9 protein-coding genes are annotated in these 12178 nt (G+C 44.5%); 4 read left to right on the top strand and 5 right to left on the bottom strand.

Annotation, left to right across the window (positions count from 1 at the left end; translation table 11 throughout):
• Positions 1-2: 2 nt before the first annotated feature.
• Together HUN04_19865 and yeiP are read right to left on the bottom strand one after the other, a co-directional pair.
• The gene (locus HUN04_19865) at positions 3-575 is read right to left on the bottom strand and encodes a response regulator (GenBank protein ID WDP91841.1); all 573 of its coding nucleotides are present in this window, start codon (positions 573-575) and stop codon (positions 3-5) included.
• A 302-nt stretch (positions 576-877) separates the two neighbouring features.
• Complete coding sequence (gene yeiP / locus HUN04_19860) at positions 878-1444, bottom strand: elongation factor P-like protein YeiP (GenBank protein WDP91840.1); 567 nt, start codon at positions 1442-1444, stop codon at positions 878-880.
• A 661-nt stretch (positions 1445-2105) separates the two neighbouring features.
• Between yeiP and HUN04_19855 the strand changes: the two genes are divergently transcribed.
• The 3 genes from HUN04_19855 (at position 2106) to HUN04_19845 (ending at position 7057) form a co-directional block, all read left to right on the top strand.
• Positions 2106-3824, top strand: a complete 1719-nt coding sequence (locus HUN04_19855) for a tetratricopeptide repeat protein (protein WDP91839.1) — start codon at positions 2106-2108, stop codon at positions 3822-3824.
• Positions 3825-5023: 1199 nt separating this feature from the next.
• Positions 5024-5812, top strand: coding sequence for a hypothetical protein (locus tag HUN04_19850; GenBank protein ID WDP91838.1), 789 nt, complete (start codon positions 5024-5026; stop codon positions 5810-5812).
• Positions 5813-6421: 609 nt separating this feature from the next.
• Positions 6422-7057, top strand: coding sequence for a hypothetical protein (locus HUN04_19845; GenBank protein WDP91837.1), 636 nt, complete (start codon positions 6422-6424; stop codon positions 7055-7057).
• A 355-nt stretch (positions 7058-7412) separates the two neighbouring features.
• Here HUN04_19845 and HUN04_19840 read toward each other — a convergent pair whose 3' ends face one another.
• Entirely contained in the window at positions 7413-9065 is a 1653-nt protein-coding gene (locus HUN04_19840) for a long-chain fatty acid--CoA ligase (protein WDP91836.1), read from the bottom strand.
• Between the two features lie 607 nt (positions 9066-9672).
• Between HUN04_19840 and HUN04_19835 the strand changes: the two genes are divergently transcribed.
• A complete protein-coding gene (locus HUN04_19835) occupies positions 9673-10644 on the top strand; it encodes a radical SAM protein (GenBank protein ID WDP91835.1) in 972 nt (323 codons plus the stop codon).
• Here HUN04_19835 and HUN04_19830 read toward each other — a convergent pair.
• Positions 10620-11303 (bottom strand): L-2-amino-thiazoline-4-carboxylic acid hydrolase, encoded by a 684-nt coding sequence (locus tag HUN04_19830; GenBank protein ID WDP91834.1) that lies wholly within the window; start codon positions 11301-11303, stop codon positions 10620-10622. The genes HUN04_19835 and HUN04_19830 overlap by 25 nt on opposite strands.
• Positions 11304-11313: 10 nt before the next feature.
• Complete coding sequence (locus tag HUN04_19825; protein ID WDP91833.1) at positions 11314-11985, bottom strand: flavodoxin family protein; 672 nt, start codon at positions 11983-11985, stop codon at positions 11314-11316.
• Positions 11986-12178 lie beyond the last annotated feature (193 nt).

Here is a 12178-nt window from a genome sequence, read left to right as displayed (position 1 = left end):
TTTTATTTTAATCCAAGCAGTTTAGCCACTTCGTCTTTAAGCTGGGGAAGCGGCAGGGGTTTGGAAAAGCAGACATCGGCCCCGTTCTCCTTCATCCTGGCGAATTTTTCGTCGTCCAGGTAAGCAGAAAGAACGATAATCTTTGTATCCCTTGTCTTTTCGTTGGATTTAATCTTTTTGCAAACCTCGTATCCCTTGATGTCCGGCATCATGATATCCAGAATCATCAGGTCCGGATTGAAGTGATTGACCTGGAGGCCGGCCTCGAATCCGTCGGAGGCGGAAATCACCTCGTAGTCGTATTCATCCTCCTCCAGGGCCTGGACAATGGACTCCACAATGATGAGGTCGTCGTCCACCACCAGTATTTTCTTCCTGGCGGAATCGTCCTTTTCGTCGGGAATGGGTATGCCCTGCTTTCGCATGAAGGCCTCCAGGTCCTCCCGCTGGATGCGGCGGTGCCCCCCCACTGTTTTATAGGCCTTGATATGGCCGGCCTCCACCCAATTGATGATGGTTTTCGACGAAACATTGCAGTACTTGCTTGCCGTAAATACAGTCAAGGTGTCTTCCATAATGCCTCCTTTTTTATGCATGTATGGGATTTCAATTTTTATAGTTATTATATTTTTTCTCCATTGTCAATCACTTATAATAAATGAAATATCTATAATAACTATAGATATTGACAAAAAAACAACTGAATCCCCCGGCAGACACAGGTTACGAAGAATATAAAATTCGTAAAAAAAAGACGATTTTTTATTTAAGGGGCGAAATCAGGCGAGGTACCGAGGCCCTGAACAGGTACCCCGGAAATGCTGCGGCCTTCCGGCATCACCGCCGTAAAAAAGGCCGCAGGGAGACAGAGGGCCCATCAGGCCCGGGACATGAACTTTCTGGTTTCAGTGTTAACCTTGACCATTTCGCCGGTTTCCAGGTATTCGGGCACCTGGATCTCCACCCCGTTGGAGAGGGTGGCGGGTTTGGTCCTGGCCGTGGCGCTGGCCCCCTTGATGGCCGGGGCGGTTTGTGTGATCTCGAACACCAGGGCCGCCGGGATTTCAATGGCCACCATGTTCTCCTCGATGATCAGGCCGACAAGGTCCTCCATCCCGTCGGTGAGCCAGACCAGTTCATCTTCAATGGCATCGGCCGCCACCATATACTGGCCATACTCCACGCTGTCCATGAATACGTGAAAATCCCCGTCCGGGTAAAGATACTGCACCGGCTTCCGCTGGAGGTCAACCTCTTCAAGCAGGTCATTCCCCTTATAGCTTTCCTCGTATTTCTGTTTGGTTTTGATATTGCTGAACCTGACTTTGTACAGGGTCACCGCGCCCCGGGCGGAGGGGGTTCTCACATCAATATGTTTTACCAGGTAGGCGTCGTTGTTGATCTCCACCACCTGCCCTTTTTTCAAATCACATGCTCTCGGCATTGTCTCAAGCCTCCTGAGTTAAATTTTCAAACCGCCCTTTGATACCATTGGCGGGAAAAAAAAGAAAGGGATTGCCGGGCCGGAAGTGCGCAGGGTTAACACATTTGAGAATCGAAATAAAAGAAGGGACAGGAGCACCTAAGCACCGGCCTTGAACGGGGAATAATCTTGATTCTTAACCGGTGGCTCAGAATATGGCCACATTCGATATATTGGGTTTAGAAGTCAGAAGAAAAAGTGGCAGATAATACCATTATTGCGGGGTTTTGTTTTACTTCATTTCTATAGAACAATTGTTTTTATATGTTGTTTTGTGTAATGTGAACTAACACGCTTAAAGATATCTTTAGAATAATTGTACATTGGGCGATATACCCTAATAAAATATTTGGCCGCTGGCCGTTTAAATTCGCATTCTTATTTATTGTGCTTTTCCCTAATGGAAACGATTCTATTAATTTGTTTTAAAAACTCTTGATCAAATCTCATAGTTATTTCACCTTTGTACATCTATCGAGTATTCATGATTGGCTATACGGAACTGCTCGCCAAATTATTCAGACGGGGCCGGGACACCTCATTAGCAGTCGGAATAAATATAAATAGTAGTTACAAACCTTATTGAAAAATTCTTAAAATTTTTGGTGGAGGAGGAATCACTTTGAATAAAGAAGACGCCATTAAAATCATTCGAGATAAATATTTGAGAGAATCATTAACAGTTACCATTGTTAAAGAGAGAATTCTTTTTTTTAAAAATCTGCTTAAATTAAGTAAAGACAATGGTCTTGCTAAGTATGAATATTGGAGTAAAGGGTACCTTGCATTGCTAAAAGAGGACCATTTAAAAGCAGAAGAATTATTTAAAAAGAGTATAAAAATTGATAAAAATTTTGCTTTTGCCTGGAATGGCCTTGGGAATAGCTACAGCAATCAAGAAAAATATGAAGACGCCATCAAAGCTTATAAAACAAGCTTAGAAATTGATGCGAACTTTTCATTTCCCTGGAATGGCCTTGGTGGAGTTTACGAAAGTCAGAGGCAATATGAACAGGCCATCAAATCCTATAAAAAATGCATTGAAATAGATAACGAATATGCGATCCCTTGGATGAATTTAGGGAATACGTATCTTGGCTTAATGAAAACAGAGGAAGCTATCGGAGCTTATAAAAAAAGTTTAGAAATTGATGATAAACTGGCCTTTGCTTGGACTGCCATTGGAAATATTTATAGTCAAAAACAAAAATATGAGAAAGCAATCAAAGCTTATAAAAAAAGTAAAAAAATTGATAATGAATTTTCACCCACTTGGATAGGCCTTGGAAATACGTATGCCAGACAAGAGAACTATGAGGAAGCCATCAAAGCATATGAAAAAGCCATGAAATTTGGCACAGAATCCCCTGCTATATGGAATGGCCTTGGAAATATTTATAATCGGCAAAAAAAATATAATGAAGCTATCGAAGCTTATAGTAAAGCCTTAACCCTATTTGAGTCAGAAAAGAGAGAGTACTGGATATCTTATTGCTTAAAAAAAATTAAAGCAGCGAAAGAAAAAATTCAATCGCAAAAGAAAATAGAAACTGGTTCAGATCGAACGTCAAAAATAATATATGAAACACAAAAACAAAAAATTGAAGCGAAATCAAACCAAAATAAAGATATTTTTCTAAAATTTGTTGATGAGAATCCAACATTCGAAAAGAATCCCGACAATTATTTTGAAGTATTGCGTAGGTGGAATTCCTATACACCAATCATCGCTGACAATTATCACATAAGCAAAGGCGGAGGATACTTCCTCAAGATTAATGGGATGGGAATTGTCGTAGATCCCGGTTTCAATTTCATTGACAATTTTAAAGGCCGAAAACACTTTTTCAAGGAGATTGATGCAGTTTTTATATCCCATGCGCATAATGATCACACATCAGACCTGGAATCAATTCTTACTCTTCTTCATAAATATAACAATAAAATCAAGGGAAATGCTGAAGTTCAAAAAGAAAACACAATTTGGGATAATTGGGCGCGTGCAAAAGGAATTCGATATGAGGATGTTAAGGAAGTTGATGTTAAAAAAGAGTTTTTAAAATCTAATCGAAGAAAAGTTATTCACCTATCATTACTGTCCAAAATAAATTGCAATCCGAATTTTTTGTCATCAAAAACCCTTTTAATCACGCATCAGGTTTGCATTTCAAAAAACAGGTCCCAATTTTCGTTTCCTATATTTTCAGAACCTTTTAAAAGGCAATTCCATCTGTACTGGCGGTGGGGTCGTCGGCACGGTCTCAAACGGTTTATCGAGCCATTTCCAAAGATCCCTGTAGCTGAACAGGTTCCATCTCAAAAAAGCGATCAAGTTGGATAAAGACCAACCAAATTTTGATTTGAGTTGTAGAAATTTGATCAGCAGCATGGCAATTAATGCTGTCCAAATCTGTGTGTACAAGGCATTCTCACTCGTTCCGACAAAGGTCTTGATTCTCAGATTCTGTTTTATGGCCTTGAAAAACAATTCGATTTGCCAGCGATCCTTATAGATAGACGAGATGGTGGTTGCTCCGAATTTATAATGATTTGTCAGCAAAATGATTTCCCGCTGGTTATCCGCATCCCAAACAACGATTCTCCGCAATATGAATGGACATGCTTTCCGGGCATTGTGGCCGGTAAACTTGATCATTTCATCTGAGAGAATGTTTCTCCGAAGAGGTAGCTCACGCTCTGATAACACCTCATAAGCTGCATTGGTTTTCAGCCTGGTCACAAAAAATACATCTTGTGCTGTCCAGGAAGCAAACAGGCTGTAATCGTTATATCCACGGTCCATTGTGATAATTGATCCTGGTGCGAGCGGGAATCTTTTGGCATATTTGGATTCGTGATTCTTGCCATTTGATATGTAAGCATAGGAAGGCAGGTAGCCATCATGATCCAGTAGCAGATGAAGTTTAACGGCACCTTTCGTACGACGGAATTCTGCCCAGGGGAAAAGACTGAGACACAAGGATATTGTTGTGCTGTCCAAAGAAAGCAGTTTGTTTTTGAACCTGAATTTGTGACCACCAGGTGAATGTTTGCGACAAAATTCAAAGGTATCATAGAAAAGATCTTGAAACAGCTGCCATGAGCGGTTCTTATTAGCATAAGACAACGTTGATTTACTTGGCGCCGAGGATACACCGAGGTGGCGCAGTTTCCCCATGCAGCAGGCAAGGCCCCCACTGATTTCCCTCAGGCTCTTTGCCTGGGCAACTTGACAGAAAAGCATAGCAACAAAATGGTCCCAGCTTTTGAACCCCTTGGAATATCGTTCTGTTTTGTTCTTCGCTACCAGATTCATAAATTTATTACGGTTAAAAAAGGCTACCAATTGACTGAACAGACTCGCATGACGTACCATCATTTCGGAATTCTCCTTGTTTGGGATTCTCAGGTTATTGTTTGGTCGCAACAACCATAATCTCGCAAGGAGAATTCCTACAATATTTTTTTACCTAAATTCCGTTTTTGGACAACAGTGTTCACCTATATATTACAAAAAGCACATATAAAAAATATATTGGCATGCTTGAACTTCATTCAGACCGGAATTATCAGCTTCATACTATTGATAAAGACTGGAACGCTGAAATAAACGGTATTAGAATAAAAGCGATTCCTGCAAAACACGATGACTTAATCTCTGATAGAGACTCTATCGGATTCATGTTTTCTGCAAATGATTTTTGCGTGATCTATACTGGGGATACCGGTTGGGATGACAAAATCGAATTAGAATACAATAAAATTATAGGAAATAAAGGGAAATTCAAAGACCTTTATCGAAATAAAAAGTATAAATTGCTGGTTGCCCACTTAGGCGGATTTAAGGGATATGAAGCGAATCATAAAAATGACGACTATGACGGTCCAGTGTTTTATAAACATCATTTGGGGCGCCTTGGGTTAATTAAAATAAATGAGGTACTTAAACCTGATGTGTGTTTTATTTCAGAGTTTGGTGAAGAATTGAAAGGCCAACGTGTGAGATTGGCTAAAATATATGATGATGCTTTTGAAAACACCACCTTTCTTCCTGCTGATATTGGCCTAACAATGGATTTAGAAAATGGAAAAATAAAAGCATTAACAAAGGTCGATCTGGATGAAATGGGTTTTGATGAAGGTTATATAGAGCCTGAAAAAATACATACAAGGCCACTCAGGAAAGATTTTTCGTTAAATTATTTTGATAAAAACAAAGTAAATGAAGCTGATATGATTGAATACCTCAACTATCAATATGAAAAAAGTATCCGAAGGACAACCGCTGGTGTATTAACCCAAGGGAAAAAAGCGAATAAAAATTTCTGAAACGAACAATGCTTTTCTGAAAAAAACGAAAAAATACAGAGCCCAACCAAAGCTCATGGATTTTGTAGTTCGGCTTAAAAAAATCAAGGTAAAAATTCCTGAGACACAAATGGTAGTACATAGGAAATAGCTGTAGTGTAGTGAGCCTTTTGTCTATGATTAAACGCTTTCTTAGAAATTCCCTCGACCACTACATATTGGGGTAAGGCGACATCTAATACTGGATAAAATTGCTTTTCTAAGAATCAACAAAAATTCTTGTTTTTCATCTTTCGAAAAAGAGAATTAAACAGGGCATATTCTTGATTTTAGGCCACAAGATTGAATCATGGCCGTATAACATATATTATGGCTGGTACTTGGGAGAAAAAACGAAAACTAATACTATGACTTATCCGATTTTTAGCTATTGGTTCATTCTTTTGAGATACAATTTTTTATTTACAAGCTATTTAGATTTGTTTAAAATTCAATACGTTTTTTCAAATTCCTAAAAGATTTGTCATCAATCAATCCTTGAATCTGGCTACCTACAGATTTCAACATTCTCAAAACAACCTACTTTTAGGAGACCCTTTTTAATATTAAGCACTATAAAAACAGTGAGCTATGGAATTATACCTATTTAAATACCTTTTGGAGATTGAAGGTGGTGCCCTTGTAGAGTGGCTTACATTTATTGTTTTATGGATCACTTTAGTTGTTTTGGGAATCTACACGAAATTTACGTATAATCTTCAGAACGAAGCAAAAGATCAAAACAAATTATCATTAGATCAAATTCAAGAATTAATTTCTCAAAGGCGTTTATCAATTATGCCTGCCCTTATCCACAATATTGAACTTGATGATGATCCTTATAAAGTAGCTCATAACATCACCCTTAAAAATATTGGAAATGGAAATGCTGCCAATATACAGATTAGTAAAATTGACGATCCTTCACCGAATAAAAAAGGTTATTTTGTTTTCAAAAACATTTTGTGCTTAGAAGTGGGACAGGAAGTCAAACTTGAGTTCGATTACATTGAGAATGTGAATGGCCGAACCAAAAAAGCTATGGCATTTGATTCCAGATGTAGTTTGGAGAGCTTAGATTTTAGCAAAATGGCTTCCTATGATGTTTTTTTTAAGTTTCAAGACATTGAAGGAAATCGGCTGCAACAGTCAAACACTGTGGTTGAAGGAAAAAACCAAATTGGTTCAGTGAAACAAACCACATCAGAGGAAGTCACACAACCCTGAAAGTGAGAGCTTTTTGTCTATTAAAGCTTAGTTTTTGGATTTTATGCCCACCCACAATATATTGGTGTTGGGCCTTCCTCTTTAAGAGTACATTTACTACCGGATAAAAATAATTTTCTGAGAATCAACAAATTTCGTGCCTTCCATATTAAAAGCGTTTTGATGAAACCCGTTATAAAGCATGAATTGGCTCAAATGGTCCGCAAGGTTCTGGATGGGGTAAAAAATAAAAGGGCAGGGCCGGTATTACCCTGCACTGCCCTGGGTATATTGCATTACGACTCGGATAAGACCGTGTTTTGGACTTCCCTGCAGCAACCGCCCTGTAACTCAACCCATGACCCGATTTAAGGTTTTACAGATTTCGAAGCTCCTTGCGCAGAATTTTGCCCACAGCACTTTTGGGCAATTCATCGATAAACGAGATCAGTCTCGGTACCTTGTAGGCCGCCAACTTTTCCCTGCAGAACACCGTGACCTCATCCTCGGTCAGGGTTTCTCCCGGTTTGACCACGACAAACGACTTGACAGTCTCCCCCCTGTATTCATCAGGTACACCTATGGTGGCGGCTTCCAGAATCTTGGGATGCGTAAAAAGAAGATCGTCTATTTCATTGGGATAGACATTGTATCCGCTGGCCACGATCATATCTTTTTTCCTGTCAACGATGGAGAGAAATCCATCTTCATCCATAACACCGATGTCACCGGTATGGAGCCAGCCGTCAACCATGGTATTTTCGGTTTCATCGGGCCTTTTGTGGTAGCCGGCCATGACCTGGGGGCCTTTAAAACAGATTTCTCCAGGCTCACCAACGGGAACACTTTGGGTGGCAGTATCCAGATCCACCAGTTTTAGATCGGTATTGGGCAGGGGAACACCTATTGTCCCTGGTTTATTCAATCCTTTCCAGGGAGAGGCTGTGGCCATGGGCGTCATTTCGGTCAGGCCGTATACATTGACCATGCTGCCGCCGGTAAGATCTTTCAGGCGCTGAATCACATCGGTGGGAAGGGGGGCTGCCCCGGCGATAAACCCCTTAATGAAACTCAGATCCATTTTTAAGAACGCGTCCTCGGCCAGCAGTCCCACATAAATGGTCGGCACACCCGGCACCAGGGTCGGTTTTGATTTTTTCAATATGTCGATGATTACGGCGGGTTCGGGGCGGGGTACCAGGACATCTGTCCAGCCGCTCATTATGCACATATTCTGAACACCGGTAAAACCGGCTGAATGAAAAAATGGAAAAACAGCCAATTCTCTTTCCTCGCCGTCCTTGAGATCGTGGAACCAGTTCCTCAATTGCTGGGTGTTGTAACTCATGTTCCGGTGGGTGATCAGGGCACCTTTGCTGACCCCGGTGGTACCGCCTGTGTAAAGGTGGGTTCCCACGGAATCAAGCTCGGCTTTATTCTCCATGGGGGCATTGCTGCCGGTCCGGATCAGATCTGTGAATTCAAAGGTGTCTGTACGCGACGCTATTTTTTTGTACATATCTTTTTTAACCAGGGGAAAAAGCTGCTTTTTGGGAAAGGGCAGATAGCTGTTGATGTGGCAGACCACAACTTTTTCCACAGGCGTGGTCTGCATGAGATTCAGGGCCCGGGCGTGGAGCAGGTCCAGGGTGATCAGCAATTTGCAATCCGACAGGTTCAATTGATGATCCAGTTCCCGCTCCGTATAAAGCGGATTGTTCATGGACGTAACCGCACCGATTCGCCAAGCCGCGTAGTTGGCGATAACGATTTGGGGAATATTGGGCAAAAGCATCCCCACGGTATCCCCTTTTTGTATCCCAAGATCCGTCAGTGCCCGGGCAAAGGCGTTGACCAGCTGATCTAAGCGGGTATAGCTTATTTTTTTCCCAAAGTAGTCCAGGGCGGCGTGTTCGGGAAAACGCTCCACGCTTCGGGAAAGGAACTCCGGCATGGTCAGATCAATGAAATCAAGCTCTGCAGGAATACCGGCCGGATACTGTTTGTGCCAGGAACGCTCAAGACCCATGAAACACCTCCTGTATTAAGAATTTAGGAAACAGACAGGTTCCGTTATATCTAAAATTAACAGGATAAACAGTCAAGTAGAAAATGAACAATGTTCATATTTTAAATTTATATTATGTAATTTTGCCAGGAATATTTACTAAATTGTTGCAAGATTATACTTTTATCGGGAATGAAATTTTTACCGTATAAAGTTGATTTGCATCCGGAGCGCAAGGGGAAGGGTATTGCCCACCAGATCATTATCCCGATGAGGGGAAACCCGCCTCGACAGTCCCCCGGATTAAAAATATTTTCCCCTGTGGCAGCAGTGTGCCCCCCTGGGTTGCAAATATGCACCCATTTACCGGACTCCCGACGGAAGCCGGCCCAATCAGTTATCGGTCTCCTTTCCGGCCGCCCAACAAGATGCCGCGCCGCTTTCCGCCTGTACCAGGGAGGGGGGGGGGACCCGCCGGGTTAGGGCAAAACAGCGGTTAAAGCCAGACGGGATACCGTTTTGCCCCCCTCTGGTATGGACTTTGCTTTTTTTTCAGCAATAGGGACAAAGAATTGAAACTGCCCGGCTGGACACGGCCGGATACGACAATATTAAAGGAACCGGAACAATGACACAATCCGCCTTCCGTAAACCGGATCAGAAACTGATCTTCGGCCCGGTACCCTCCAGGCGGCTGGGCAGAAGCGTGGGGATCAACAATATCCCCCCGAAAGTATGCACCTATTCCTGCGTCTACTGCCAGCTGGGCAAATCCGCCCCGGCGCCCCCCCAGCGCCGGGCCTTTTACGATCCGGACATGATCCTGGAGCAGACCCGGGCGAAACTTGCCCATGCCCGGGCCAGCGGGGAGCCCGTTGATTACCTCACCATTGTCTCCGACGGGGAGCCCACGCTGGATAAAAACCTGGGCCGGCTCATCGGCTGCCTCCGCCCCCTGGGAATAAAGATTGCGGTGATCACCAACGCCAGCCTGCTCAGCCTGCCGGATGTCCGGGAAAATCTGGGACAGGCAGACTGGGTGTCGGTCAAGGTGGATGCCCTGGATGAAAAAATATGGCGGAGAACAGACCGCCCCCACCCCACCATCAGGTTCACGGATATTCTGGAGGGGATCACCCTGTTCTCAAAAACCTTCCGGGGCACCCTTGTCACGGAAACCATGCTGGTGGAAGGCATAAACCACAAAAAGGCCGGCCTGGAAGCAACCGCCGATTTCATCAAAAACCTTGACCCTTGCCTCTCCTATCTGGGCATTCCCACCCGGCCGCCGGCCCTCAAAAGCGTCCGGCCCCCGGAAGAATCCGAAATAAACAAGGCCTGGCAGATATTTACCGGCCGCGGACTGGAAACCGAATACCTCATCGGGTATGAAGGCAACCAGTTTGCCTACACCGGTGACGTTGAGACGGATATCCTCAGCATCACCGCCGTCCATCCCATGCGGGAGGAGGCGGTCAGGGCATATCTTAAAAAGGCAGACGGCGCATTTACCTGTATCGAACAACTGGTAATGGACGGGAAACTCCTGGTCTCAGAGTATGGGGGGGAACGGTTTTACCTTCGGCCGCTGGCAAGGTGAGCAGACAATTCACCGGCGGCCTGTTTTCCAAATTGTTTTTCAAATCTGCGGCGCACAACTTCCATGACGGCGTCGCCATCTTTTGTTTCCCTTTCCAGCACGCAAGAGAAGGTCCGGTACACATCGGCACAATGAAAGGCCCATGATTTTAAGGCATTCTTTTGGGTTGCGGACCTTAATAAAAGGTACTTCACCTTATCCATCACCCCCAGCTGCCAGTCCCCATAGTTGAAGATGCAGCAATCTGCGCCCTCGCCCATGCGCTGTGCCACCTCAAATTCAAGGGAGGGGTTGAATCCTTTGAGTATGGCCGGATCAATATATCTGCAATAATGCCGCCCCGCCGCCTGCATATGATTCTTTTGCCAGATCCCGTGCCAGAAGCATTTCTCGGCGCGAAGGCAAAAAAAGGGCGTTCCCCGGACGACCTTAAACCGGTTGCCCGTATCATCCCAGTTGATTTCACCATACAGGAGGAAGCCGAGGGCATCATTCTTCCGGCAGTCTTTTGCCGCCGCTTGCGCCATCCGGCGGCCCCGCCCCTCTCCGTACCGGCATACGGCTTTGGCCACCACGGACTCGCCCGTTTCCCCCAGATGGTTCAGGATCTCCTCGATGAAAAAGCCCAGCAGCATGGCATGGTGTTCCGGTGTCATCATCGTGCTCCCTCTATTCAGGGTTTCCGGGCGCCATCTTTTTCTGCCCGGTAATCAGTTCCGCCAGTTCCATCCCCCGGGACAGCAGAGCCCTGGCGGATTTTAATCCGGCTGCATCCTCATTTACCCCGAGGCGGACATCCGGGTCAAACTCTCCCTGCCCGTGACGGCTGCTGAGGGCCGAAGCCCCCATGGGACTGACGGAGGCGTGGGCGGTGGCCGGTATCATTTCCAGGGTGAAAAAGGCGTATAGATGGGAAAGGTGGGTGGTCTCCATCCCCCCGTGGCGCATCCAGGACACCCCGGCACTGATACCGATTTTATTCCGCAGCCTGCCCCCGGCAATATTGCCGAAGATAAATACCCGGAGCCGGTCGATGAAGGTGGCCATCATCCCGGAGGTCCGCATGAAATAAACAGGGCTGGCCAGCACAATGATATCTGCCCCTTCCAATTTTTCAAACACGGCCTGGGCGTCGTCTTTCAGGGCGCAATACCTCCCCGGTTTCTGTTTAGACAGGCAAAAGTTGCAGTGAATGCAATGCTTGATATCAAGTGCCCCGAGATCAACGGTTTCCGTCTCCAGCCCGCGTTCTGCGGCATCCGCCATCATGGTTGACAAAAAACTGGCGGTATTCCCTTTTTTCACGGGGCTGGCAGAAAGCCCGACAATCTTGTACGGCATGGAGATCTCCTTAAGGATTCATCGGTTCATTGCATTGGTCAGGCAACCGGTATTTGTATACAAATTATTTTTCAAAAAAGCGAATCAATTCAACACGTTTTTTCTATTATTGGGTATTGACGTTCCCCCCAGGGGAAAAGCCATGGTTTTCCGCCTGAGAACAGGTGAGCACCGGCGAGATACAATACCAAGA

Origin of the sequence: Desulfobacter sp. (genome assembly GCA_028768525.1) — a bacterium.
Classification (GTDB): Bacteria; Desulfobacterota; Desulfobacteria; order Desulfobacterales; family Desulfobacteraceae; genus Desulfobacter.
This window is presented reverse-complemented; position numbering and strand designations above follow the sequence as displayed.

Excerpts from the sequence above, each read along its gene's own strand:
- yeiP (WDP91840.1), bottom strand. The coding sequence starts at position 1,444 with ATGCCGAGAGCATGTGATTTGAAAAAAGGGCAGGTGGTGGAGATCAAC.
- HUN04_19845 (WDP91837.1), top strand. The coding sequence starts at position 6,422 with ATGGAATTATACCTATTTAAATACCTTTTGGAGATTGAAGGTGGTGCC.
- HUN04_19830 (WDP91834.1), bottom strand. The coding sequence starts at position 11,303 with ATGATGACACCGGAACACCATGCCATGCTGCTGGGCTTTTTCATCGAG.
- HUN04_19840 (WDP91836.1), bottom strand. The coding sequence starts at position 9,065 with ATGGGTCTTGAGCGTTCCTGGCACAAACAGTATCCGGCCGGTATTCCT.
- HUN04_19825 (WDP91833.1), bottom strand. The coding sequence starts at position 11,985 with ATGCCGTACAAGATTGTCGGGCTTTCTGCCAGCCCCGTGAAAAAAGGG.
- HUN04_19865 (WDP91841.1), bottom strand. The coding sequence starts at position 575 with ATGGAAGACACCTTGACTGTATTTACGGCAAGCAAGTACTGCAATGTT.
- HUN04_19850 (WDP91838.1), top strand. The coding sequence starts at position 5,024 with ATGCTTGAACTTCATTCAGACCGGAATTATCAGCTTCATACTATTGAT.
- HUN04_19835 (WDP91835.1), top strand. The coding sequence starts at position 9,673 with ATGACACAATCCGCCTTCCGTAAACCGGATCAGAAACTGATCTTCGGC.